This window comes from Bradyrhizobium sp. ISRA436, assembly GCF_029910015.1.
In the GTDB taxonomy this organism is placed as follows: Bacteria; Pseudomonadota; Alphaproteobacteria; order Rhizobiales; family Xanthobacteraceae; genus Bradyrhizobium.
On sequence record NZ_CP094519.1, the window covers coordinates 7,139,185 to 7,164,219 of the forward strand.

A 25,035-nucleotide genomic window follows, 5' to 3' on the forward strand; every position below is an offset into this window, starting at 1 on the left:
AGGGAACGCCTGCGAGCGGCCGGAACGTCAAATTCACAAGAGGTAGTCCAGAACTGCCGCCCCTCTCCCTTCGTGGTAGGGAGAGGGGAACGTTTCGCTATCGCAACGAGAGCGCTCAGCTCTTGATGTCGGAATTCCAGGTCTTCTCGATCATCTTGATGACGGAGTCCGGCATCGGGATGTAGTCGAGATCCTCAGCCATCTTGCTGCCCTTGTCGAAGGCGTACTTGAAGAACTTGAGGGCTTCCTGCGACGCCGCCTTGTCGGCCGCTTCCTTGTGCATCAGCACGAAGGTCGAAGCGACGATCGGCCAGGACTTGTCGCCGGGCTGGTCGGTGAGGATCAGGTAGTAGCCGGGAGCGTTGGCCCAGTCGGCATTCGAGGCCGCGGCCTGGAACGCTTCGTTGGTCGGCTGGATGGTCTTGCCGGCCTTGTTGACCAGAGCGGTGTAGGTCAGCTTGTTCTGCTTGGCGTAGGCATACTCGACATAGCCGATCGAGTTCTTGGTCTGACCGACGTTCGCCGCAACACCCTCGTTGCCCTTGGCGCCGACGCCGACCGGCCACTCGACAGCCGTGCCGCTACCGACCTTGCTCTTCCAGTCGGCGCTGACCTTCGAGAGGTAGTCGGTGAAGTTGAAGGTGGTGCCGGAACCGTCAGCACGATGCACGACGGAGATCGCTTCCGACGGCAGCTTGGCGTTCGGGTTCAGCTTCTTGATCGCGGCATCGTCCCACTTGGTGATCTTGCCAAGGAAGATTTCGGCGAGGGTCGGGCCGTCGAGCACGATGGCACCCGGCTTGACGCCATCGATGTTCACCACCGGAACGATCGCGCCCATGATCATCGGCCACTGGGCCAGGCCGTCCTTCTGGAGCTGGTCGGCCTTCAGCGGAGCATCGGTCGCGCCGAACGTCACGGTCTTGGCCTGGATCTGCTTGATGCCGGCGCCCGAACCGATAGACTGATAGTTCACGCCGTTGCCGGATTCCTTCTTGTAGGCGTCAGCCCACTTCGAGAGCACGGGGAAAATGAAGGTCGATCCCGCGCCGGTGATGTCTGCCGCGAAAGCGGGCGTCGACACTGCCAACACGCCGGCAGCGACGATTGTCTTGATGAAATTCATGCTGATCTCCTTTGGTGAGCGAAGCACCGAATGCGCCCGATCGCGCTCACGCCGGTCCATCTAGGAGCGGTCGATGCTGCTTTTACGAAGGTTAGATGACAGTTGGATGACAGCACTAAGTGTCTGAAAACATTCAGCTTTGGGCCGGCATTGGGGTCTTCGGGCGGGGAAAACAGGCGGTAAAAGTCGCACCGTTTTTCGGCACGCTTTCGATCAAAAGACGCCCGCGATGACGGTTAAGAATATGTTTCACCAGCGATAATCCGAGGCCCGTTCCGCCCTGGTTGCGGCTGTCGCCGACGTCTACCCGGTAGAAGCGCTCGGTCAGCCGCGGCAGGTGCTCCGGCGCGATGCCCGGACCGAAATCCCGCACCATGACGCGGATTTCGGGATTCGCCTCGCCCGGCGCCGGCTGACTCAGCGACACTATAACGCGGCCGCCGGAGGCACCGTATTTGAGCGCGTTCTCGATCAGGTTCTCGAACAGCCGCAGCAGCTCCTCCCGATCGCCGGCGATTGTGACCGGCACCGGCGGCAGGTCGAGGTTGATCTCGACCTGGCGCTCCCGTGCCAGCGCCTCGAGCCCATCGACCACCTGGCGGATGATCGGCACGATGTCGATCAGGGCTTCAGGCTGGACATGCGCCGAGAGCTCGACCCGCGACAGCGACAGGAGATCGTCGATCAGCCGCGCCATGCGGGTGGCCTGGATATGCATGATGCCGAGGAAGCGCTCGCGCGCCCGCGCGTCGTCCCGCGCCGGCCCCTGCAACGTGTCGATGAAGCCGGAGAGCGCGGCGAGCGGCGTACGCAGCTCATGGCTCGCATTGGCGACGAAGTCGGCGCGCATCTCCTCGACCCGGCGCAGCGGCGTCTGGTCGTGGAAGGTCATCAGCATGCACTTGTCGGTGCCGCCGAACAGGGTCGGCACCGGAACCGGCGTGATGACCAATTCCATCCAGCGATCGACCGGCACGTGGTCGGTATAGGTGGCGCGGCGCGGCTCGGTGGTCGCGATCGCCTCGCGCAGCGCGGTGATGATCTCGGGCGAGCGCAAGGCAAACTGCGCCAGCTCGTTCTTGCGCAGCGCCGGCGCAAGCTGGGCAGCGGCGGCGTTGAGGTGGATGACGCGGCCGGCGCGATCGAGCAGCACGGCCGGGTCCGGCATGCCGGCGACAACGGCGCTTACGGCGGCGGCCTCGACCGGGTTGACGCCGCGGACATCCTCGCGCGACGTCGCGGTATCGTGCAGCCGCCACGGCACCAGGGCCGCCGCCGCGATGCAGATAAACACCGCGCAGGCCCGCACCAGCGACAGCTCGCCGAGCGTCACGACCACGCTCAGCGCAAGTGCCGCGGCCAGCAGGATGATAGCGGCATGACGCAGCCGGTCCGGCCACGGCGAAAACATGGAGGAGGGCGAATCATCGATTGCCATCGCGGCGGCTTTCTTCCCTTCGGTTCAGATCTCACCCGGGCGAGGCCAAGCCGACGTCGCGCAAGGAGCCATCTGGCCGCTTCAATCAGGCGCCGGAGCACTGCGCTTGCGGACGAAAACCGCCTCGTGGTGCGGCTCGACGCGGGGCCCCGAATCAGCCTGCGGCAGCTGTTTGAGTCGGGCGCCGACAATAACCTCGCGAAACGTCAGCAAGATTACAGATATGACGAACGGGACAATATAGTAGAGGAGCCGGAACAGCAGCATCCCGCCAAGCAGGTCCTCGCGGTCCATCTGCCAGAGGCCGACCAGCATGGCGGCGTCGAAGACCCCGAGGCCGCCGGGGGAATGGCTGGCGAAGCCCAGCAAGGTCGCCGACACGAAGATGACGGCAACCACGACGAAACCCAGGTTCGGCTCGTCCGGCACCAGTACGTACATCGCCAGCGCGCAGAAGCCAAGGTCGAGGATGCCGATCGCGACTTGTAGCAGCGTCAGCGGCCCGCCCGGCAGGGTTACGGTCCACGGACCGCGGCCGACCACCCGCGGCTGGGTCCAGACCCAGACCACATAGGCAACGAGCGCGGTGATGATCGCGAATGCGAGGGTGCGATTGAGCCAGGGCGGCAGCTGGTCGATGTTGGCGGCGGCCTCCGGGTGATAGACGATCCCGAGGCCGAGCACCGCGGCGTTGCCGAGCCAGAAGGTGAGACCGGCGAGGAAGCAGATCTTGGCGACGTCGATCGCATTCAAGCCCCAGGCCGAGTAGATGCGATAACGCACCGCGCCGCCAGTGAAGACGCTGGCGCCGACATTGTGACCGATCGAATAGGAGGTGAACGCCGCGAGCGCGTTGATGCGATACGGGACATGGGAGTGGCCGATCGCGCGCACCGCGAACAGATCATAGAAGGTGAGCGTGAAGTAGCCTGCTGCGACGAACAACGCCGCCAGTACGATCTGGCGCTGCTCGGTGCTCTTGATGGCCTCGATCACCTCGTGGGTGTCGATGCCGCGCAGCATATGGTAGAGAACGTAACAGGCGATGCCGATAACGGCGATGCTGATGACAACACCCAGCTTATGCAGGATTTGCTTCTGGCGCAGAAACGCCATCGCCCTGCGTATTGTTTCCAGCATCTAGACCTCGAATTGCGATCCCGCGACGGCGGCTCCCGGGCGAACCCCGCCGACGCTCCGCTGTTCCCCGAACCCTGTAGCGCGTTTTGAGCGGGAGTGGAATTCGTCAAACAACAATAAAACGCGTTTCTTCAAGATATTAGAGACGATTCATGACGGCGCATGGACAATTTGAGCGTTTCCCGCCGTATGGACAAGAGGTTGACGAGCGGGTGCGTCAGATAGCCCGCCGAGCCGCCCGCGCGGCATTCCGGGAAACTACGGAGAGCGGGCGCGCGCTGCGGCGCGGCGTCTCAGGACTGCGGTCCGGTGTCGGACAGATAGCCGGCGGCAAACGCCTTGGCCGGATTCTCGAAAATCGCCATCGCCGTGGTCATGCGACGAAAGCCGAAGGCCGCATAGAACGGCTCCCTGCCGGGAACGGAATAGAGAATGATCTTGCGGTGCCTCGCCGACATGCGGACCAGCCGTTGCACGATCTCCTTGCCGAGCCCGCGGCCCTGATGGGTCGGATGTACGGCGATGTCGCAGAGATAGGCGCAATCGCGGCCGTCGGCGAGCACGCGGCCGGCGCCGACCAGCCGGCCACCATCGAAGGCGAAGGCGCGAAACATGCTGTTGCCGAACACGAGCTTCAGGTCGGCGCCGCTCTTATCGCCGAGCGGCGCCACGCGATAGAGCGCCGACAGCTCGTCCCAGTCGATCGCGGACAGATCGTCGCTCCAGGACAGCGGAGAGGAGGCGGGTCCGCTCATCGTCATGCCCGCGCCGAAGCCACGGCGGTGACGATCTCCGCGGCATCGGGGAAATGCCCCTTGGTGCGCGTGGCGACGACCTTGCCGTCAAGCTTGACCTCGAAGACTCCGCCCTTGCCGGGCACCAGCTCCGCATCGAGCCCGAGACGCTCGTGCAGGAGCGCGGCGGCCTCCCTGGCACGCTTCTCGTAGCCGCAGGGACGGCAATAGGTGATCGAGATATGGGTCATGGCGTGCTCTCCATCAGTTCATGCTGCGAGGCGTTGTGCGTTGGCGGCCTCGATCCCGGCGATCCAGCCGGCGACTGAGCAACCGATCGCCTCCGGATGATCTTCCTGCAGATAGTGGGCACCGGCGCCGAGTTGAATGACCGCGCAATGCTTGAGCGTCGCGGCGAAATCGGCGGCGAAGGCCGGCGACACCAGGGCGCCGGGAGACCCTGTGAACAGCAGTTTCGGATAGGTCGCGACCGCAAGCGCGGCATGCGCTGCGGTGAGCGCCTGGTCGACGTCGGCCGGCTCGCCTGCAATCGGCAGTTCGCGCGGCAGCATCAAAGTCGGCTTGCGGCTCTCGCGGGTCGCAAACGGCGCGCGGTAGGCGGCCATCTCCTCCTCGCTGAGCTTGCGCAGGACCGAGCCCGGCAGCACGCGCTCGACGAATGCATTGTGATCGAGGACCATCGCTTCGCCCTCGCCTGGCGTGCGGAACTTGCGGAACGTTTCGCGTGCGGCGTCATGCTGGTGGAAATCCGACCAGTCCCGCATCGGGCGGATGAACTCCATGAAGGCGAGCCCGCGGACGAAATCCGGGCGGCGCGCTGCGAGGTGAAACGCCAGCGCGGTGCCCCAGTCCTGGGCGACAAGATAGGCCGAGCGGATGCCGAGATCGTCGATCAGCGCGTCGAGATAGTCCGCATGGTCGAAGAAGCGGTAGGCGATGTCCGGCTTGCCGGACTGGCCGTAGCCGATCAGGTCGGGCGCGATGCAATGGCCGACCGGCGCGACCAGGGGCATGATGTTGCGCCAGATGTAGGACGACGTCGGATTGCCGTGCAGGAACAGCACGTGCGGCGTGTCGCGGCGTCCGGTTTCGCGATAGGCCATCGTGGATCCGCGGATGGGCCGGTGATGCAGGCTGATATCGGCAGCTAAGGTCATGGCAGCTCCTTGAACACGGTTTGGAATGCGATCGTCTTGAAACGGGTGAGCGCGGCCGCGCTGCGTTCGACCTTCATGCGCAGCATCGCGCCCTGCCAGGATGCGAGCAGGAAATCGGCAAGCTCATCGGGATAGAAATCGGACGCGATCTCGCCCTTGGCCTGCGCCTCGGCAATGCAGGCGGCAAACGGCGCGCGCCATTCCCGGAAGATCGTGTCGAGCTGCTCGCGCAGCATCTCGCTGGAGCCGGACGCCTCCAGGCTGAAATCGCCGATCAGGCAGCCGCGGGTGAAGCCGTCATGCGCAAGCTTGCCGGTGATGCGATCGAGATAACGCCTGAGCCGCTCGCGCGCCGTCAGCGACGTGTCCCCCAGCGCTTCCGCCACGAGGCCGCGCACGTAGAGGAAGTAGCGGTCGAGCACTTCGGACGCGAACAGCTCCTTCGAGCGGAAATGGTTGGTGAACGAGCCCTGCGGTGCGCCGGCGGCGGCGGTGACGTCGCGCACGCTGGTGCCGTGATAGCCAGTGCGGAACATGGCCTTCAGGCCGGCGTCGAGGATGGCATCGCGGAGAGAGGGTTTTGGCATGACCGAAATTAATACGTACGTACGTATTAATCGTCAACTGCAAAATGTTCGCGGCTCGCGCCTTGCATGGCGGCGCCGCTCAGGCCCGATGGATCAAGGGGTTGGAGGTCAGTTCGCGGGCTTGCTGCGCGAAACCACCCAGTCACGCAGCCAGGAGCCGACGGCGCAGCCGCAGAGATAGAGCGCGAACATGACCAGGAAGAGATCGAGCCAATAGCCGAAGCGGCCGGGCACGATGTGGGTGAACGACGCGGCAACCAGCGCGACGGCGAGCACGGACAGCCAGCCGATCAAGGCCTTCGAGACGCCCCGCGCCCGATGCACCACGGCGATCCAGCCCATGCCGAAGCCGAGCAGCAGTGCCGCCAGCAGCCAGCCCCAGAAGAATGTTGCGACTGCGATCATCGCTATTTCACCACGAATTCGATGCGCCGGTTCTGCGCCTTGCCGTCTTCGGTGTCGTTGCCCGCCACCGGCTGCGTGCTGCCGAAACCGACCGCGGTGAAGCGGTTGGCCGGCAATCCGGCGCGGACAAGATAATCCACCACTGCCTGCGCACGCTTTTCCGACAGCGCCTGATTGGCGGCTTCATCGCCGTCGCTGTCGGTATGACCGGCGATCTCGATATTGGTCGTCGGGCAACGCATCGCCGTCTCGATCAGGCGATCGAGCAGGCCTACGGAATCGGGCACGATGTCGGCCTTGCCCGACTCGAAGCGGATCCGCCCCTTCACCAGGATGTCGGCGAACAATTGCTGGCACACCGAGGCGTCGACCGGCGCCGATGGCGGCTTGACCGTGACCTCGGCCTTGTACTGCCAGCCTTGCGGAAACTCCTTGCCCAGCCCGCTGCGGATCTGGCCGGCGGCGGCGTCATAGAGCGCATCGCCCGACAGCTTCACCTCGCGGTCGGACACCACCAGCGTTCCCGTCGACAGCCGCGACAGCGCGCCGAGCGCAGGCACCACGGCAGCGGCAAAGCCGGACGGCGCGCCGAGGCTGGCCTTCAGATTGTCAACGACCTTCTCGCTGAAGAAATTGCGGCCGGCGGCAGCGATCAGCGCCGCATGCGTGGTGTTGTCCGGAACGTAGCCGGTCAGCGTCAGCGTCAGGGCGACCGGATCCTTGTAGGCCTGGAACACGTAAGGCGGGGCCTTGATGTCGTTGGCGGCGATCGAATAGCCCTCCGGAAGATTCTTCAGCGCCCCCGCGATCGCCTCGCGGCCGCCGAGTTCGCGCGCCATGCCGGCGAGACTGACCTTGGTGTCGGTCAGCGTGATCTTGCCGTCCTTCAGCTTGCCGATCTGGTCGAGCAACAGCAGCGCGGCAGCGTCGAACCGCGACGGCGCGCCGCGGGCGAGTGCCATCTGATCCGCCACTTCGACGCCGCCGAGATGGGCCTTCGCGGCCTCCACCAGCTTGCCCTTGCTCGATGGCAGCGGCGCATTGCCGCCGAGCGTCACCCGGCCAACATCGCGCTCGGCGGACCAGACATACGGCTTGGCTTCGGCAACAAGGCGGGTTTCGTCGTTCACCAGCCGTACACCGGGCACCGCTTCGACCGATGCCACCGCACTGAGGCGGCCATCCTCGGAAAACGCATTGGCGGCAAACGTCACGTCGCGGCCGTCGACGCTGATGCGGCGCTTGTCGAGGACGGTCTCCTTGAGTGCGGCGTTAGAGCGCGCAGCAAGATCGGCTTCGACCGTCGCCGTGCTGGTCCAGGCTGCAATGCCCCAAAAGATGACCAGCGGAATCACCCCCGGCCACCATTTGCTACTCCACTTGAAAAGTCCGTGCATTCAGGGTCCTGCGGCTCGGGAATCAGAGAGAAAACAAACCCTTGGCTGACTGTCAAACCCCAAATCGCACCCCCGGGCAGAGCCGCCTTGTTCCGATCGGGCTAACAGTTTCTTCAGTGGTCTTTCGCTAAGTTTGCGGCGGAATGCAAATCCGCCCGCCCGCGCCCTCATGAAGCAGCTTCGCAACACCGTGATCCGCGCCGGGCTGGAGGCACTGTATTTTTCCGGCGCGCACGTCCTGCTGCGGCCGATCTTCGCCGGCGTCGGCGCCATCTTCATGCTGCACCACGTTCGCCCGCGGCGCGGCGACGCGTTCCAGCCGAATCACCATCTCGAGGTTGAACCGGACTTCCTGCGCGCGATGCTGACGCATCTGCGCGCGCTCGACGTCGACGTCATCAGCATCGACGAAGCTCATCGTCGCCTCACCGAGCGGAACTTCGCGCGGCGCTTCGCCTGCTTCACCTTCGACGACGGCTATCGCGACAACCGGGATTTCGCATTGCCTGTCATGCGCGAGTTCGACGCACCGCTGACCGTCTACGTCACTAGCGATTTCGCCGACGGCTCCGGCCGGCCGTGGTGGATCGCGCTGGAGCGGCTGATATCAGCGGCGTCCGCCATCGAGGTGCCGATCGGCGGCAGCATGACGCGCCTCGATACCTCCACTGCGCAGGCCAAGCAGGCGGCGTTCGACCGCATCCACGACTGGCTGCGCGCGCTGCCGGGCGAACGCGACGTGCAGCGCGAAATCTCCGCGCTCTGCATCCGCCACGGTGTCGACGAAACCACCATCGCGCGCGAGCTCTGCCTGTCCTGGGATGAGTTGCGCAAATTTGCCGACGATCCGCTGGTCACGATCGGCGCGCACACCGTCAGCCATTGCAATCTCGCCAAGCAAAGCGAGACGATCGCATCGTTCGAGCTCGCAACCAGCCGTGCGCGGATCGAGGACGCATTGCAGCGGCCGGCGCTCCATCTCGCCTATCCCTACGGCGACAGGACGGCCGCCGGACAGCGCGAATTCGCGCTCGCCAAGGCGATCGGATTCCGGACCGCGGTGACGACGCGGCCGGGCATGCTGTTCGCCGAAAGCGCCGATCATCTGACCGCCCTGCAGCGGGTCTCGCTGAACGGTAATTACCAGGAGGCGCGCCTGCTGCCGGTCCTGACCTCCGGCGCCGCCACGGCGGTGTGGAACGGCTTCCGCCGCATCGACGCGGCTTAGCTCTCCGCTTCCCTTCTCCCCTTGTGGGAGAAGGTATTCAGCTTCCTTGACTCGATCCCCGGCTGCGCCCAGAACCACAGGCCACGCAACGGAGGAACGCATGTTCAAGGATCTGTTCTCGCTCAACGGCCGCGTCGCATTGGTGACCGGCGGATCGCGCGGCATCGGCAAGATGATCGCAGCCGGCTTCCTCGCGCAGGGCGCGGCCAGGGTCTACATCACCGCGCGCAAGGCGGGTCCCTGCGAAGCCACCGCCAAGGAGCTGTCGGCCGCCTATGACGGCGAATGCATCGCGCTGCCGATCGACATCTCGACGATCGAGGGCTGCGAAAAACTCGCCGGCGAAATCATCAAGCTGGAGCCGAAGCTCGACATCCTCGTCAACAATGCCGGCGCGGCGTGGGGCGCGGATTTCGACGAATTTCCCGAGAGCGGCTGGGACAAGGTGATGAACCTCAACGTCAAGTCGCTGTTCTTCCTGACCAAGGCGCTGGCGAAACCGCTGCGTGCCGCGGCCAGCGCGGCGCAGCCGGCCAAGGTGATCAACATCGCCTCGATCGACGGCATCTTCGTCAATCCGATGGAAACCTATTCATATGCAGCGAGCAAGGCTGCGGTCATCCATCTAACGCGACGCATGGCGACCAGGCTGATCAAGGACCATGTCAACGTCACCGCGATTGCGCCGGGCGCATTCAAGTCGGACATGAACCGGGCCGCGCGCGACCACGCCGAGGACGTCGCCAAGCGCGTTCCGGCGCGGCGGGTCGGGACCGACGAGGATATGGCGGGGGTTGCGATCTATCTCGCCTCGCGTGCCGGCGACTATGTCGTCGGAGCCACGATCGCGGTCGACGGCGGCGTGGTCTATGCGAATGCCGGCGCCGAGATCGCCGGGTAGGAGCGAGCGGTCGACCACAACCTCACTCTCATGCCCCGGCTTGACCGGGGCATCCAGTACGCCGCGGCCTCTCGATTCCTGCTCTGTCTCTGGAATACTGTCGTCACCCGCATTCGCGGGTGACGACAGGCCTTGCTGGCCGCACTCAAAGGCTCGACGCGAATGCGTCGAGGGTGCGATTGAAGGCTTCCGCCTTCTCCCATTGCGTGGTGTGGCCGGCGCCTTCGATCACGTGGACCTCTCCGCGCCACAGCGTCGGAGCGGACAGCCGCTGCAGATAGCCGAGATCGACGAGCTGTTCTTCGCTGCCCTGCACGATCGCGAGCGGGATTTTCAGGTTGCGCACGATCTCGACTTCGTCCGCGAAGCGGCCGGCCTGCACGCTGGCGCCGAGATAGCCGCGTGCGTTACCGTCGGTGCGACGAAAATCGGCTTCAAAAAAGGACGGACGCGGCGAATAGCCCGGCGCAAAGGCCGATTGCATCCACTCCTCGATCTCGGCATCGCTCGGCGCCGGCGTGAAGGTGGTGGCCGACAATCCCTTGAAGCCGGAAAATCCGTCCGGCGTCTTGGCAACGGGCGGCGTGCCGAAGATCATCAGCCCGGCCGCCATCGGCAGCGACGCGGCTGCATTGAGCACCGTATGCCCGCCGAGGCTCCAGCCCACGACCACCGCATCCTTCAGGCCGATTTCGCGTGCGACGGCTGCAAGGCAAGCGGCGTAGCCTTCGCCCGAATAGCCATGCTCCGGATTGGGCGCGGGCGACGATGCGCCATGCCCCGGGAGGTCGATCGCAACCAGCCGGTATTTGGCGCCGAGCGGTCCCTGGAGTTGCTTCTGCCATATCCGGGATGACGACGAATTGCCGTGGACAAGCAGGATATGGCGGCCGGTGCCCGGGCTCTCGAAGCCGGCGATCGTTTGCCCGCCGATCTGAAGCTTGAGCGGACGCAGGTCCGGGCCAGGAAAAGCTTCTTCACTCATGATGGCACCGCCGAATTCCGGAACCGCGACGCCTGTCGTCGCGGCCCATCGCGTTTGGATTTCGGCGCGAACGCGTGGCGCTTGTCAAGATGGGACGCGCCTCACGCCGTCACGCCGCGCTTCGCGTGCCGGTGGCCATGTCGTCTGGCCACAAGCGTACTGCTCTCGACAAAGAAAAGGGGCAAGCCAGGGACCTCTCGGCTCGCCCCTCTCCTGCTCTCTCCGGGAGGAGAGAGAACCCTCAGGTGATCAGCTCTCGATCCTCACATACTCGAAATCGCCGGGCTTGTTGTCGATGCCGACCTTCGGCGGCGAGATCCAGGACGCGAACTGGCCGGGCTCGGTCACGGGCTTCATCAGCGAGGCGATGAACTCACCGTCCTCGCTCGACGGCAGCCACTCGTTCTTGCGCTTGGCCCAGGTGGCATCGTCGATCAGGAGGCCGTCGGGCGTCGCATGAACGTCCTTGAACTCGCCGATCTGGCGGTGGAAGGCGGTGTTCGGCACCGTGAGCTTGTAGTCATAGCCCGCGGTCGAGATCACCTTGTTCCAGCGCAGCATGCCCTTGACACAATCCTGCGTGTAGTCGTCGCGCAGGCGCATGTTGAGCGCGGTCAGCGCCGGCTCATCGACCATCTTGATCTGGCCATCGACCAGCTTCATGACCGGATAGGTCGAGCTCTTGAGCTGATGATCGTCGTCGATCGTGGTTTCCTTGTAGCGGCCCTTGATGCCGGCATTGAAGGCGTTCGCTGCGTTGGTCGACACTTCCGAGCCAAACAGGTCGAGCGACAGCGAATAGTGCAGGTTCAGCTTCTTCTGGATCGTCGGCAGGTCGATCACGCCGAGCGCGCGGACCTTGGCGATGTCGGTCGGATCGGTGATGCCGGCTTCCTTCATCGCATCGCAGGTGCGCTGCACGACGCGGGTGATGCCGGTCTCGCCGACGAACATGTGATGGGCTTCTTCCGTCAGCATGAAGCGGCAGGTGCGCGACAGCGGATCGAATCCCGACTGCGCGAGCGAATGCAGCTGCATCTTGCCGTCGCGATCGGTGAAGTAGGTGAACATGAAGAACGAGAGCCAGTCCGGCGTCGCCTCGTTGAAGGCGCCGAGCATGCGCGGTGAATCCGCGTCACCCGAGCGGCGGCGCAGCAAATCATCCGCTTCCTCGCGGCCGTCGCGGCCGAAATACTTCTGCAAGAGGTAGACCATCGCCCAGAGATGGCGGCCTTCCTCGACATTGACCTGGAACAAATTGCGCATGTCGTAGAGCGAGGGCGCGGTCTTGCCGAGATGGCGCTGCTGCTCGACCGACGCCGGCTCGGTGTCGCCCTGGATCACGATCAGGCGACGGAGCAGCGCGCGATGCTCGCCGGGCACCTCCTGCCAGGCCGGCTTGCCGTAGTTCTCGCCGAACGGAATCACGCGGTTCTCTTCCTGCGGCGCCAGCAGGATGCCCCAGCGATATTCAGGCATGCGCACGTAATCGAACTTGGCCCAGCCGCGCGGATCGACCGAATAGGCGGTGCGCAGATAGACGAGCGATTCCTGAAAGCCGTCCGGGCCCATGTCGCTCCACCAGTCCATGTAGCCGGGGTGCCAGCCCTCCAGCGCCTTGAGCACCTGGCGGTCCTCGGCGAGATTCACGTTGTTCGGAATCTTGGTCGAGTAATCGACGTTCATGATGTTGACGTTCATTGGGAGTTCTCCCGCGTTGGACCAAATTCGTTTTTCGCGAATGGCGAGTAGCGAATGGCTATTCGCCTTTACACTCTCGTCATGTCGAATTGCGCCTTCTGGCCGGTGCCGTAGCGGCGCAGCGCGCCCTCTTCACCGACCGCGTTCGGCCGCTGGAAGATCCAGTTCTGCCACGCCGTGAGGCGCGAGAAGATCTTCGATTCCATGGTCTCCGGCCCGACGAAGCGCAGATTGGCTTCCATGCCGGTGAGGCCGTCGGGCGAGAACGAGGTGCGTTCCTCGAAAAACACGCGCACCTCGTCGTCCCAGTCGATGTCGTCGAGCGCGAAGGTGACGAGACCGAGCTCCTCGGCCTCCTCGGCATCGAGCGCCTTGCCGATCGACGCCTGCGCGCGCTCCAGATCGGATGGATCGGCCTGGAAGCGCGACTGCAGCCGGGTCAGGCCATGGCTCATCGGATACGGCCCGAAATTCATCGCGGTGAGTTCGATGGTCGGCGGGGCGCGGTTGTCGCCCTGCTTCCGGCCGATCAGCATGTAGGAGCGGTCGGCGGCGAACACGAGCTCGGCCAGCGTCCCGACGAAGCAGGAGCCGGGCTCGACCAGCGTCACCAGCGTGCGCGAGGTAACGTCGATGCGCTTCAGCACGCGCTTCCAGTAATGCCTGATCTCGTTGACCAGCCAGTGCGCCTTGTTGGCCTCGAGGAATCCGTCATAAGCGACGACGTTGGCGGCATCGCCATGGCTCTTGAAAACCAGCATCGCGATCCCGAGCTCGTTGAGGCGCAGATGGAGGATCGCATCGTCGAGCTCGCGCGCGACCTGCAGCGGCCAGAACGACGCGCCTTGCGCGATCATGCCGTCGATGTTTGCCGGCGGCGCCGCTTCCGGCGCCTTGATCGAGATCGTGGCGATCCGTGCCGCGCGATCGATATCGACGCTGACGAAGCCATAGCGGATCGCGCTGTCGTCGATGATCCGCTTGAGCGGGGTCAGCACGATGCCAGGGCCAGCGCCGTTGCGCTTCGACTTCGCGGCAAATTCCTTGACGCGCTCGGCGAGCTTGCCCTCGAGCTTGGAATTCGGCGCGATCTCGTCGACCAGGCGCCAGGCGACCGCACGCTTGCCCTTGATGCCTTCCTCGATGGTGCAGAAGAAATCGGCATGGTCCCGGCGCACCTTGCGCTTGTCGACCACGCGGGTGAGCCCGCCGGTGCCCGGCAGCACCGCGAGCAGCGGCACCTCCGGCAGCGCGACCGCGGCCGCGCCGTCATCGGCCATCATGATGTGGTCGGTCGCGAGCGCAAGCTCGTAGCCGCCGCCGGCCGCGGTGCCGTTGACGACGGTGATGAAGCTCTGGCCGGAATTCTCGCTGGAGTCCTCCAGGCCGTTGCGGGTCTCATTGGTGAATTTGCAGAAGTTGACCTTGTGGGCGTGGGTCGAGCCCGCCAGCATCCGGATGTTGGCGCCGGCGCAGAACACGCGGTTCTTGCCCGAGCGCATCACCACGACCTTCACCTCGGGGTGCTCGAAGCGCAGCCGCTGCACGGCGTCCGCCAGCTCGATGTCGACGCCGAGGTCGTAGGAATTCAGCTTGAGCTGATAGCCCTCGAACAGGCCGGCGTTCTCGTCCACGTCCATGGTCAGCGTCGCGACGTCGCCCTGCACGTCCAGCTTCCAATGCCGGTAGCGCGACGGCTCGGTCTGGAAATCGATGTATTTCGCCCCGCCTGCGAGAGCGCGATCGTCGCCAGCCATTGGGCCACCCTTCAACGTTGGTTGTTTGACTTTGTCGGTTCAGCGATATGCACAATAATGCATGTTTCCGACGTAGTCTAGTTCAAAATGAGAAAACATGCATTTTGTTTCATGTTCACGGAACCACACGATCGGCCAATGACCTAAACGGATGATGGACGTCAGGATGGCCTGATCCATCGTCCGCACGTACGGAGCGATGGATTGCTTCGTCGCTATCGCTCGCGGGGATGGATACATTCGCAACCTCTCACGCCGCCAGCGTCTGGTCGTCGCGGAGCGCCGCCTTGGCGAATTCGGTGACTGTCTGCAACGTCACCGCAGGCGCCTCGCGGTGCGGCGAGTGGCCGGCGCCTTCGATAACCGCGACATCGACCGGGCAGTAGCACTCGTCGCTGGCGATCTCGACCTGGCGCATCGTGCCGTATTGATCGTCCACGCCCTGCACGATCAGCACGGGCACACGGATATAGGCGAGGTAGTCGGAAATATCCCAGTCGCGGAATTTCGGATCGAGCCAGGCGCCGTTCCAACCGTAGAACGCGTTGTCGACATCCTTGTGCCAGCGCGCGAGCTTCTCTTTCAGGTTGGTGGTCTCATAGGCCGTCTTGATCTCGGCGATCGATTTCACCGAGATGTCCTCGACGATGAAATGCGGCGCGAGCAGTGCGATCCCGTGCAGGCGATGATCCTGACGCGAGCCGGCATAGATCGCCGCGATCGACGCGCCGTCGGAATGGCCGACCAGCAAGCCGCGGCGGAAGCCGATCTGATCGAGCAGCTTCGGCAGCACCTCCAGCGCTTCGATGTGCATGTACTCGACCAGGCGCGGCAGCTTGACCGGGCTCGACGCGCCATAACCCGCACGGGAAAAGACGAACACGCCGGCGCCGGTCGCAGCCTGCAGCTTCTCCGGGAAATCGCCCCACAGGCCGACCGAGCCGAGCCCTTCATGCAGCATCACGAGGGTGGGTGCTGCATCAGGCATTGGGCCAATCATGCGGTATTCGAGATCGGCGCCGTCGATGGTGAGGAAGCCGGTTGGTGCAAGATTCGTCATGCCGAATTCTCTCCTCAGTCATTCCGGACGGATCGCGAAGCGAGCCAATCGGGAATCTCGAGATTCCTGGTTCTCGCTTTCGCAGGCCCCGGAATGACGGTGCTACGCTCGCCGTCAGTGCCGCAACTTGAACCGCTGGATCTTGCCCGTGGCCGTCTTCGGCAGGCTGTCGACGACATCGATCCAGCGCGGATATTTCCATGGACCGATCTTCTGCTTGACGTGCTCCTTGAGCGCCTCGTGCAGCCCATCGGTCGAGCTGCCGGGGCGCAGCACCACGAACGCCTTCGGCTTCAAGAGCCCCTCGGGATCGGCTTCCGGCACGACGGCGGCTTCCAGCACCGAAGGATGGGTGATCAGCGCGCTCTCGACCTCGAACGGCGAGACCCAGATGCCCGAGACCTTGAACATGTCGTCGGCGCGGCCGCAGAAGGTGTAACGGCCCTCGGCGTCGCGGACATATTTGTCGCCGGTGCGGGTCCACGCCCCTTCGAAGGTCGAGCGGCTCTTGCCGCGCTGGTTCCAGTAACCCTCGCCGGCCGAGGGCGCATCGACCAGGAGCTCGCCGACCTCGCCGTCAGCCACCTCGGCACCCAGCTCGTTGACCAGCCGCACCTCGTAGCCGGGCACCGGACGGCCGGAGGTGCCGTATTTGATGTCGCCGGGCGCGTTCGAGAGGAAGATGTGCAACAGCTCGGTCGAACCGACGCCGTCGAGGATGTCGACCCCGAAGCGCGACTTCCAGGCATTGCCGACCGATTCCGGCAACGCCTCGCCCGCGGAGGTGCAGATGCGCAGGCGATCGCCGCCACGCTGCGCCTTCGTCGCCTCGTCGTTCAGCATCGCCGCGAACAGTGTCGGCACGCCGAAGAAGATGCTGGGGTGATACTTGTTCATCAGCGCGAACATCACGGCAGGCGTCGGGCGCTCCGAATTCAGCACCGTGGTGGCGCCAACCGACATCGGGAAGGTCAGCGCATTGCCGAGACCATAGGCGAAGAACAGCTTCGCCGCCGACAGGCCGACATCGTCCTCGCGAATGCCGAGCACCTGCTTCGCATACGTCTCCGCCGTCGCGGCGAGGTTGGAATGCAGATGGCGCACGCCCTTCGGCATGCCGGTCGAGCCCGACGAATAGAGCCAGAACGCCGGTTCGTCGGCATGCGTCGGCGCGGTCGCGAACGTGTCGCTCTCGCGCGCGAGCTCGTCGGAGAGCTTTTTGTGGCCGTGCGCGTCCTGGCCCGAGACCACGACGTGCTCGAGATCGGGCATCCGCCCGATCACGTCCTGCACGACCGGCAACAGCGCCTCGGAGACGAACAACACGCGCGCGCGGCAATCGCCGAGGATGTAGGCATATTGCTCTGCGGTCAGCAGTGTGTTCAGCGGCACCGGCACCACGCCGGCGCGGATCGCGCCCAGGAACACGATCGGAAAATCGACCGTATCCAGCATGATCATCGCGACCCGCTCCTCGCGGCGGACGCCGAGCCGGCGCAGCATGTTACCGAGCCGGCGGGTCTGTTGCTGCAGCTCGCCATAGGTGAGCCTCGATACGGTGTCGTCGAAGACGACCTTGTTGCCGCGGCCTTCATCGACGTTGCGGTCGAGCAGCCAGGTCACCGCGTTGTAAGTCATGCCCCGCTCCTCGGACCCAGACGCGCCACGCTTCCCTCTCCTGTGAATTTAAGAATTATAATTCATACAAAGCCACTACATCGGCTTGCTGTCAATCCTCATCGGCACTATGTTTCCGAAAACCCGCGCGCGTCGCACGAGGATCATGACCCAGGATAACGATCCGGAAACCGGCTTCCTCGAACAGCTCGGCCAGCGGGTGCGCACGATGCGTGCCCTGCGCGGCATGTCGCGCAAGGTGCTCGCCAAGGTCTCAGGCATTTCCGAACGCTACATCGCCCAGCTCGAGAGCGGCAAAGGCAATGTCTCGATCGTGCTGCTGCGCCGCGTCGCAGGCGCAATGGGCGCGCATCTCGAAGACCTGATCCCGTCGAGCGAGCCGGTGCCCGACTGGGCGGTGATCCGCGATCTCCTGCGGAAAGCTTCGCCGAACCAGATCGCGCAGGCCAAGGACATCCTCGCCGGCGGCAGCCCGTCGGCGCCGCGGCGCGCGTCGTTCTCCGGCATTGCGCTGATCGGTCTGCGCGGCGCCGGCAAGACCACGCTGGGGAGGATGCTGGCGAAGAAGATCGGCTGGAGCTTCGTCGAGCTCAACAAGGAGATCGAGGCACAGAATGGCCTCTCCGTCGCCGAGATCATCGCACTCTACGGCCAGGAAGGCTTTCGCCGCATGGAGCAGGCGGCGCTGACCCAGCTGCTGGCGCGCAAGGAGTTGATGGTGCTGGCGACCGGCGGGGGCATCGTCTCCGAGCCGCTCACCTTCGACCTGATCCTGTCGTCGTTCTACACGATCTGGCTCAAGGCCGAGCCCGAAGAGCACATGGCCCGCGTCCGCCGCCAGGGCGATTTGCGCCCGATGGCCGACGACCGCTCCGCGATGGCGGAGCTCCGCAACATCCTGGTCAGCCGCGAGCCGCTCTACGCGCGCGCGTCGGCGGTGGTCGACACCGCCGGCCTCTCGGTTGATGCCGCCGCAGCGCGGCTGATCGACTCGGTGCGACCGGTGCTACAGAACGAGGCGCGCTCGTTCGGCCTGCGCAGCGTGGCGCTGTAATCCGCCTCAGAGCAGCCGGCTCTTCACATCCTCCGCGCCGTCGCGCAGCAGCGGCAGGAAACGGTCGATCAACTCCTGCCTTGGCACGCGGTCAACATGTGCGCCCATGTTGATGGCAGCGACGATGGTGCCGTCGTAGCGGCGCACCGGCACCGAGATCGAACGGAAATGCGGTTCGGCCTCGCGGTCGACCAGCGAATAGCCTTGCTCGCGATCGGCGATGATGGTGGCGAGCAGCCGCTTCGGATCGGTCACGGTCTGCGGCGTCACGGACTCGCGGCGCATCGCCTTCAGCCGGGTCGCGAGTTCGCTATCGCCGAGCCGGCCGAGCATCGCGCGCCCCACGGAGGTGCAGAACGCCGGCAGGCGATAGCCGATATCGAGACCGCCGGAGAACACCCGCGTCGGGCTTGAGCGCGCCACGAACACGACGTCGTCGCCGTCGAGAAGCGCGAGCGAACTGATCTCCTGCGCCGCTGTCGCGATGCGATCGAGCACCGGCTGCAATACCGTCACCACTTGGTTCGATTGCAGATAGGAGCCGGCGAGCGTCAGCACATGCGGCGTCAGCGTGAACAACTTGCCGTCGGTCGCAACGAACCCGCCATGCGCAAGCGTGAACAGGATGCGCCGTGCGGTGGCGCGCGGCAGATCGGCGGCGCGTGCGAGATCGCTCAGTGTCGCCGGGCCACTGACGGTGCCGAACACCTGCAACAGACGCAGGCCGCGATCGAGGCTTTCGACGAAGTCGGTAGCACGCTCGTCCTGATCGGTCCGCTTCAGCTTTGGCATCGGTTCCGGCTTTGAACGGTTCAAAAATTGGACTTGCTGTCCGAACCAGACATGGCATAATTCGCACATCCGTTCAATAGGCGAACAAATCCAATCTTGGGAGACGCCGCCATGATGAGCCAGGAACAGAACGACCTGATCACCCGCACGGGGGCTAAGGACCCGTGCGGCAGACTGATGCGGATGTACTGGCAGCCGGCGGCGCTCGTGGACGAGTTGCAGGGCCCGCGCCCGGTGCGCCCGGTCCGGCTGCTCGGCGAGAATCTGGTGCTGTTTCGCGGCGAGGACGGCCGCTACGGGCTGATCGATCGCCACTGCGCGCATCGCGGCGCCGACCTCGCGTTCGGCCGGCTGGAGAATGGCGGCCTGCGCTGCGCCTTCCATGGCTGGCTATTCGACGTCACCGGTCAATGCATCGAGACGCCGGCCGAGCCTGTTGGATCGCAGCTCTGCAAGGGCATCAGGCAACGCTCCTATCCGGTGGTCGAGAAGAGCGGCATCCTGTGGGCCTGGCTCGGCGAAGGCGAGCCGCCGGCGTTTCCGGAGCTCGACTGCTTCGTCGCACCCGACAGCCACACCTTCGCCTTCAAGGGCCACATGAACTGCAACTGGCTGCAGGCGCTCGAGGTCGGCATCGACCCGGCGCACGCCTCCTATCTGCATCGCTTCTTCGAGGACGAGGATACCTCGGCCGCCTACGGCAAGCAGTTTCGCGGCGCCTCGGCCGGCAGCGACATGCCGATGACCAAGATCCTGCGCGAATATGATCGGCCGATCATCAATGTCGAGCACACCGAATACGGCCTGCGCCTGATCGCGCTGCGCGAGCTTGATGACGAGCGCACCCATGTGCGCGTCACCAACCAGCTGTTCCCGCACGGCTTCGTCATTCCGATGTCGACGGAGATGACGATCACGCAGTGGCACGTGCCAGTCGACGACGAGAACTGCTACTGGTACGCGATCTTCACCAGCTACTCGACACCGGTCGACAAGCACAAGATGCGCGACCAGCGGCTCGAGCTCTACGAGCTGCCGGACTACAAGTCGCGCAAGAACAAGACCAACGACTACGGCTTCGACCCGCACGAGCAGGCGACCGCGACCTATACCGGCATGGGTACCGACATCAACGTCCACGACCAGTGGGCGGTGGAATCGATGGGCCCGATCCAGGATCGCACCAACGAGCATCTCGGCCAGAGCGACAAGGCGATCGTGCAGTATCGCCGGCTGCTGCGGCAGGAGATCGAGAAGGTTGCGGGCGGCGAGAAGCCGATGCTGTTCCTCGACGACGCCACCGCGCGCAGCATCCAGGGCCCGGCGACGATGGACGGCATCGGGCCGACACAGGGCTGGGAGCTCTACTGGATGGAGGTCGACGTCAAGCGGCGCCGCGGCGCGCCGTGGGCCGCGCCCGTGCCGCGCGAGATCGCCGGCAAGGTGCATCATCTGACGGCGGCCGAGTGATGGCGAATTCAATGGTGCGTCACCGCTGCTTGCTTCACCTCGCCCCGCTTGCGGGGAGAGGTCGGATCGCATCGCTAGATGCGATCCGGGTAACGGGGTACTGGTCTATCGACGAATCGAAGCGGCGGAGAGAGCCCCTCACCCCAACCCTCTCCCCGCGAAGAGCGGGGAGAGGGAGAATGGAAGGAGTGACGCTGTGAGCTTCGTCGAGCGCCACGGCCTGTGGTCGAACGAGCAGAAGGAGGCCGCACACCGCCTCCGCCGCATCGTCGAGGAGAAGAACCTCGAAGTCATCAGGCTGTCGTTTCCCGACCAGCACGGCATCCTGCGCGGCAAGACGCTGATCGCCAGCGAAGCCGTGCGCTCGCTCGAAGGCGGCTGCTCGATCACCACGACGATGCTGGCCAAGGACACCTCGCACAAGACGGTGTTCCCGGTGTTCACCGCCGGCGGCGGCTTCGGCATGAAGGAGATGGAGGGCGCGGCCGACGTGCTGATGGTCGCCGACCCCACCACGTTCCGCGTGCTGCCGTGGGCGCCCAACACCGGCTGGCTGCTGTGCGACCTCTATTTCAGCGACGGACGGCCGGTGCCGTTCGCCACCCGCAATCTCTATCGCGAGGTGCTCGATCAGCTCGCGAGCCGCGGCTACGACTTCGTGGCCGGGCTCGAGGTCGAATTCCATCTGTTCAAGCTCGACGACGCCCACGTGGCGCCGGAGGATGCCGGCCAACCCGGCAGGCCGCCGTCGGTGAGCCTGTTGTCGCAGGGCTATCAGTATCTCACCGAGCAGCGCTACGACCTGATGGAGCCGGCGCTCGAGATCATCCGCCGCGACATCGTCGCGCTCGGCCTGCCGCTGCGCTCGGTCGAGGTCGAGTTCGGCCCGAGCCAGTGCGAGTTCACCTTCCAGCCGACGGTCGGGCTCGCGCCCGCCGACACCATGGTGCTGTTCCGCTCCGCGGTGAAGCAGATCGCGCGGCGCCACGGCTATCACGCCACCTTCATGTGCCGGCCGAAACTGCCGAACGTGTTTGCCAGCGGCTGGCACCTGCACCAATCGCTGGTGTCGCGCGCCACGGGTGAGAACGCCTTCATGGCTAAGGAGGCTGGCGAGCCGCTGAGCCCGCTCGGCCGTGCCTATCTCGCCGGCCTGATTGCGCATGCGCGGGCCTCGACGGTGTTCACGACGCCGACCATCAACGGCTACAAGCGCTACCGCTCCTATTCGCTGGCGCCCGATCGCGCGATCTGGGGCCGCGACAACCGCGGCGTGATGATCCGCGTGCTCGGCGGCGCGAATGATGCGGCGACGCGGCTGGAAAACCGGATCGGCGAGCCGGCCGCCAACCCCTACCTCTATATGGCGAGCCAGATCCTCTCCGGTCTCGACGGCGTCGACCGCACGCTCGATCCCGGCCCGTCGGCGGATACGCCCTACGAGACCAAGGCCGCGCTGCTGCCGAAGTCGCTGCGCGAAGCGGTGTTTGCGCTCCACGACGATCCGTTCTTCCGCCAGGCGCTGGGGCCGGAGTTCGTCGACTATTACGTCCACATCAAGAATGCCGAGATCGAGCGGTTTCAGGCCGAAGTCTCCGACTGGGAACATCGCGAATATTTCGAGATGTTTTGATCTCGCGATTCCGTCATTCCGGGATGGTCCGAAGGACCAGACCTCATACCAACGGCCCCCGGATTTGACTCACATTTGGGATTTCCAAATCAGTGAGTTTCTGAATCGATGTTGCTGCGTAGACAGGAGCAATATCGATGGGGGCAGCGGTAGCGATTACGCGGCTTGATTTGACCGCGGGCGAGCTTCGGAAGGCGGCGCGCAGAGAGAAGAATAGTACGGTAGCGCGGCGGATATTGGCGCTTGCGCTTGTGCTGGAGGGCGCGGACCGCAAGAAGGCAGCCGAAAGTTGCGGGATGGATCGTCAGACCCTGCGGGACTGGGTGCATCGTTATAACGCCGAAGGCTTGGCGGGACTGCGGTCGCGCAAACCGACGGGACCGCGGTCGCGGCTGACGACAGAGCAGCAGGCCGAATTGGCCGCGTTGGTCGAGGCCGGTCCCGATCCTGAGCAGCATGGGGTCGTACGTTGGCGGCGGGTGGATTTGCGCGACGAGCTTGAGCGGCGGTTTGGCGTCAAACTGCACGAACGTTCGGTCGGCAAGGTTCTGGCCAAGCTCGGGTACCGCCGGCTCTCGGTGCGGCCGCGCCATCCGCAAGCCGATGAAGCGGCTCAGGAAGCGTTCAAAAAAACTTTGCTACGACCCTCACGACAACGCTCCCCGCTCACGCCCAAGGCAAGCCGATCGAAATCTGGTTCCAGGACGAGGCGCGGATCGGCCAGCAGGGCACGCTGACACGCGTGTGGGCCAAGCGTGGCTCACGGCCTCGCGCGCCGCGCGATCGACGTTACGATTGGGCTTATCTCTTCGGTGCCGCCTGTCCTCAACGGGGCGTCGCCGCGGGTCTTGTCATGCCGACGGCAAATGCAGAGGCGACGTCACTGCATTTGGAGGCAATCAGCCGCAAAGTTGCACCCGACGCACATGCCGTTCTCGTCTTCGACGGCGCCGGCTATCACAGTGCCGGCACCGTCCGAGCTCCGGAAAATATCACTCTGTTACAGCTGCCGCCTTATGCGCCCGAGCTCAATCCGATTGAAAACGTCTGGCAGTACCTGCGCGCCAACAAGCTCGCCATCACCGTCTTCGACGACTACGACGATATCGTCGCCAAGACCTGCGAAGCCTGGAACTTCTTCGCAAATGATCCAGGTCGCATCGCCTCAATCACAAGCCGCACTTGGGCAACAGTCAATCCTTAGGGCCATTGGTATCAGATGCGCAATTGCGCATCCGGAAATCTCGAGATTCCGGGTTCGATGCTTCGCATCGCCCCGGAATGACGAGTTCATTGATGGCTCCTCAAATCCCCAGATACTTGTGCTGCAGATCCTGCTCCACGATGAGCTGCTCCGATGTGCCGCTCCACACCGTCCTGCCGCGCTCGATGATGTAGTGGCGGTCGGCGATGCGGGCGAGGTTCTCGACGTTCTTGTCGATCACCAGCACCGACTGCCCCTGCCCCTTCAGCATCGACAGGCAGCTCCAGATCTCGTCGCGGATCAGCGGCGCGAGGCCCTCGGTCGCCTCGTCGAGGATCAGGAGTTTCGGGTTCGTCATCAGCGCGCGACCGATCGCAAGCATTTGCTGCTCGCCGCCCGAGAGCGTGACGCCCATATTGCTGCCGCGCTCGGCGAGGCGAGGGAACAGCGCGTGGATCTTCTCCAGCGTCCACGGATCGGATGCGCCCAGGCGGTTGCCCGACGCGGCGACAAGATTTTCGCGCACGGTGAGATTCGGGAAGATCTGGCGTCCCTCGGGCACGAGCCCGATGCCGAGCTTCGCGATCTTGTAGGACGGCAAACCCCGCACCTGCTCGCCGGCAAAGCGGATGGCGCCGGCGCGCGCCGGCGTCAGGCCCATGATCGAACGGATGGTCGTGGTCTTGCCCATGCCGTTGCGGCCCATCAGCGCAACCATCTCGCCCGCCTTGATCTGTAACGACAGGCCGAACAGCACCTGGCTCAGGCCGTAGCAGGTCTCGATCGCGTCGACGTCAAGCAGGGTCTCAGCCGTTTTGGTGTCGGCCATTTTGGTCTCAGCCATGGCGCGTCACCGCATGCTGTTCGCCGAGATAGGCGCGCTTGACCTCGTCGTGCTTGCGGATCGCATCGGGCACGTCGCAGGCAATGACGCGACCGTAGACCAGCACCGTGATGCGGTCGGCGAGCGCGAACACCGCCTCCATGTCGTGCTCGACCAGCACGATGGTCACTTCCTTGCGCAGCTCCTTGAGCAGCGCGACCATCCGCGCGGATTCGGTGACGCCGAGGCCGGCCATCGGTTCGTCCAGCAGCAGGAGCTGCGGCCTGGTGGCGAGCGCGACCGCCAGCTCGAGCTCGCGCTGCTCGCCATGGCTCAGTTTCGAGACCACGACATTGGCGCGCTTGCCGAGGCCGACGCGCTCCAGCGCGGCGCGCGCCGCCTCGCGCAAATGCCGCTCTTTCCGCGCATTGCCCCAGAAGCGGAAGGAGTGGCCGTCATGGGCCTGCGCTGCGAGCGCGACATTGTCGATCGCCGAGAAGTCCTTGAGCAGCGAGGTGATCTGGAACGAGCGCGCCAGCCCGAGCCGGCTGCGCCTGTAGGACGGCAGCCGCGTGACGTCGCGGCCGCCGAACTGGATGGTGCCGGAATTCGGCATCAACTGCCCGGTGAGCTGGCTGATTAGCGTGGTCTTGCCGGCGCCGTTGGGGCCGATGATGGCGTGCAGCTCGCCCGGCTGAACCTCCATCGAGAGGTTGTCGGTCGCGGTGATGCCGCCGAAGCGGCGCACCAGATTGTCGACGCGAAGCAAGGGATCAGCCAGGGA

The 25,035-nt window shown here is 64.7% G+C and carries 23 protein-coding genes; 6 read left to right on the top strand and 17 right to left on the bottom strand.

Annotated elements, in window-relative coordinates; translation table 11 throughout:
* Positions 1 to 115 precede the first annotated feature (115 nt).
* The 9 genes from pstS to MTX23_RS33245 form a co-directional block, all read right to left on the bottom strand.
* A complete protein-coding gene (gene pstS / locus MTX23_RS33205; RefSeq protein WP_280974281.1) occupies positions 116 to 1,126 on the bottom strand; it encodes a phosphate ABC transporter substrate-binding protein PstS in 1,011 nt (336 codons plus the stop codon).
* A gap of 133 nt (positions 1,127 to 1,259) precedes the next feature.
* Complete coding sequence (locus MTX23_RS33210; protein ID WP_280974282.1) at positions 1,260 to 2,564, bottom strand: ATP-binding protein; 1,305 nt, start codon at positions 2,562 to 2,564, stop codon at positions 1,260 to 1,262.
* An 81-nt stretch (positions 2,565 to 2,645) separates the two neighbouring features.
* On the bottom strand, positions 2,646 to 3,704 hold the full coding sequence (locus MTX23_RS33215; RefSeq protein WP_280974283.1) for a lysylphosphatidylglycerol synthase domain-containing protein: 1,059 nt from the start codon (positions 3,702 to 3,704) through the stop codon (positions 2,646 to 2,648).
* A 293-nt stretch (positions 3,705 to 3,997) separates the two neighbouring features.
* Positions 3,998 to 4,459 (bottom strand): GNAT family N-acetyltransferase, encoded by a 462-nt coding sequence (locus MTX23_RS33220; RefSeq protein ID WP_280974284.1) that lies wholly within the window; start codon positions 4,457 to 4,459, stop codon positions 3,998 to 4,000.
* A gap of 2 nt (positions 4,460 to 4,461) precedes the next feature.
* Entirely contained in the window at positions 4,462 to 4,689 is a 228-nt protein-coding gene (locus MTX23_RS33225; RefSeq protein WP_280974285.1) for an Rdx family protein, read from the bottom strand.
* Positions 4,690 to 4,707: 18 nt separating this feature from the next.
* Entirely contained in the window at positions 4,708 to 5,616 is a 909-nt protein-coding gene (locus MTX23_RS33230) for a haloalkane dehalogenase (protein WP_280974286.1), read from the bottom strand.
* A complete protein-coding gene (locus MTX23_RS33235; protein ID WP_280974287.1) occupies positions 5,613 to 6,203 on the bottom strand; it encodes a TetR/AcrR family transcriptional regulator in 591 nt (196 codons plus the stop codon). Before MTX23_RS33235 ends, MTX23_RS33230 begins: the two co-directional genes overlap by 4 nt.
* Positions 6,204 to 6,311: 108 nt before the next feature.
* Positions 6,312 to 6,608: a hypothetical protein gene (locus MTX23_RS33240; RefSeq protein WP_280974288.1), complete on the bottom strand. Its 297-nt coding sequence runs from the start codon at positions 6,606 to 6,608 to the stop codon at positions 6,312 to 6,314.
* Between the two features lie 2 nt (positions 6,609 to 6,610).
* Positions 6,611 to 8,005 carry an OmpA family protein gene (locus MTX23_RS33245; RefSeq protein WP_280974289.1) on the bottom strand — a complete coding sequence of 465 codons (1,395 nt, stop codon included), beginning with the start codon at positions 8,003 to 8,005 and terminating at the stop codon, positions 6,611 to 6,613.
* A gap of 169 nt (positions 8,006 to 8,174) precedes the next feature.
* Between MTX23_RS33245 and MTX23_RS33250 the strand changes: the two genes are divergently transcribed.
* Positions 8,175 to 9,233, top strand: coding sequence for a polysaccharide deacetylase family protein (locus MTX23_RS33250; RefSeq protein WP_280974290.1), 1,059 nt, complete (start codon positions 8,175 to 8,177; stop codon positions 9,231 to 9,233).
* A 100-nt stretch (positions 9,234 to 9,333) separates the two neighbouring features.
* Positions 9,334 to 10,134, top strand: coding sequence for an SDR family NAD(P)-dependent oxidoreductase (locus tag MTX23_RS33255; protein WP_280974291.1), 801 nt, complete (start codon positions 9,334 to 9,336; stop codon positions 10,132 to 10,134).
* A gap of 145 nt (positions 10,135 to 10,279) precedes the next feature.
* Here MTX23_RS33255 and MTX23_RS33260 read toward each other — a convergent pair whose 3' ends face one another.
* The 5 genes from MTX23_RS33260 to MTX23_RS33280 form a co-directional block, all read right to left on the bottom strand.
* The gene (locus tag MTX23_RS33260) at positions 10,280 to 11,119 is read right to left on the bottom strand and encodes an alpha/beta hydrolase (protein WP_280974292.1); all 840 of its coding nucleotides are present in this window, start codon (positions 11,117 to 11,119) and stop codon (positions 10,280 to 10,282) included.
* A gap of 249 nt (positions 11,120 to 11,368) precedes the next feature.
* Entirely contained in the window at positions 11,369 to 12,820 is a 1,452-nt protein-coding gene (boxB, locus tag MTX23_RS33265; protein ID WP_280974293.1) for a benzoyl-CoA 2,3-epoxidase subunit BoxB, read from the bottom strand.
* Positions 12,821 to 12,888: 68 nt separating this feature from the next.
* Positions 12,889 to 14,577 (bottom strand): 2,3-epoxybenzoyl-CoA dihydrolase, encoded by a 1,689-nt coding sequence (gene boxC / locus MTX23_RS33270; protein WP_280974294.1) that lies wholly within the window; start codon positions 14,575 to 14,577, stop codon positions 12,889 to 12,891.
* Between the two features lie 250 nt (positions 14,578 to 14,827).
* Complete coding sequence (locus MTX23_RS33275) at positions 14,828 to 15,637, bottom strand: alpha/beta hydrolase (RefSeq protein WP_280974295.1); 810 nt, start codon at positions 15,635 to 15,637, stop codon at positions 14,828 to 14,830.
* Positions 15,638 to 15,751: 114 nt separating this feature from the next.
* Positions 15,752 to 17,275 (bottom strand): benzoate-CoA ligase family protein, encoded by a 1,524-nt coding sequence (locus MTX23_RS33280; protein ID WP_280974296.1) that lies wholly within the window; start codon positions 17,273 to 17,275, stop codon positions 15,752 to 15,754.
* 145 nt (positions 17,276 to 17,420) lie between these two features.
* Between MTX23_RS33280 and MTX23_RS33285 the strand changes: the two genes are divergently transcribed.
* Complete coding sequence (locus MTX23_RS33285) at positions 17,421 to 18,329, top strand: helix-turn-helix transcriptional regulator (RefSeq protein WP_280974297.1); 909 nt, start codon at positions 17,421 to 17,423, stop codon at positions 18,327 to 18,329.
* A 6-nt stretch (positions 18,330 to 18,335) separates the two neighbouring features.
* Here the strand turns inward: MTX23_RS33285 and MTX23_RS33290 are convergent, their stop codons facing one another.
* Positions 18,336 to 19,121, bottom strand: a complete 786-nt coding sequence (locus MTX23_RS33290) for an IclR family transcriptional regulator C-terminal domain-containing protein (protein WP_280974298.1) — start codon at positions 19,119 to 19,121, stop codon at positions 18,336 to 18,338.
* A 111-nt stretch (positions 19,122 to 19,232) separates the two neighbouring features.
* On the opposite strand from MTX23_RS33290, the gene MTX23_RS33295 reads away from it, so the two are divergent.
* The 3 genes from MTX23_RS33295 to MTX23_RS33305 all read left to right on the top strand — a co-directional run bounded on the left by MTX23_RS33295 (position 19,233) and on the right by MTX23_RS33305 (position 23,428).
* A complete protein-coding gene (locus MTX23_RS33295) occupies positions 19,233 to 20,591 on the top strand; it encodes an aromatic ring-hydroxylating dioxygenase subunit alpha (protein WP_280974299.1) in 1,359 nt (452 codons plus the stop codon).
* 196 nt (positions 20,592 to 20,787) lie between these two features.
* Entirely contained in the window at positions 20,788 to 22,224 is a 1,437-nt protein-coding gene (locus tag MTX23_RS33300; protein WP_280974300.1) for a glutamine synthetase family protein, read from the top strand.
* A gap of 137 nt (positions 22,225 to 22,361) precedes the next feature.
* Positions 22,362 to 23,428, top strand: a protein-coding gene (locus tag MTX23_RS33305) for an IS630 family transposase (protein WP_280971795.1) whose coding sequence is annotated in 2 segments (ribosomal slippage) — positions 22,362 to 22,848 and positions 22,848 to 23,428 — 1,068 coding nt in all. Because the reading frame shifts where the segments join, the coding sequence is not laid out codon by codon here.
* Positions 23,429 to 23,528: 100 nt separating this feature from the next.
* On the opposite strand, the gene MTX23_RS33310 is transcribed toward MTX23_RS33305, so the two are convergent.
* Together MTX23_RS33310 and MTX23_RS33315 are read right to left on the bottom strand one after the other, a co-directional pair.
* A complete protein-coding gene (locus MTX23_RS33310) occupies positions 23,529 to 24,272 on the bottom strand; it encodes an ABC transporter ATP-binding protein (protein WP_280974301.1) in 744 nt (247 codons plus the stop codon).
* Positions 24,265 to 25,032 carry an ABC transporter ATP-binding protein gene (locus MTX23_RS33315; RefSeq protein ID WP_280978306.1) on the bottom strand — a complete coding sequence of 256 codons (768 nt, stop codon included), beginning with the start codon at positions 25,030 to 25,032 and terminating at the stop codon, positions 24,265 to 24,267. The genes MTX23_RS33310 and MTX23_RS33315 overlap by 8 nt, the downstream gene beginning before the upstream one ends.
* Positions 25,033 to 25,035 lie beyond the last annotated feature (3 nt).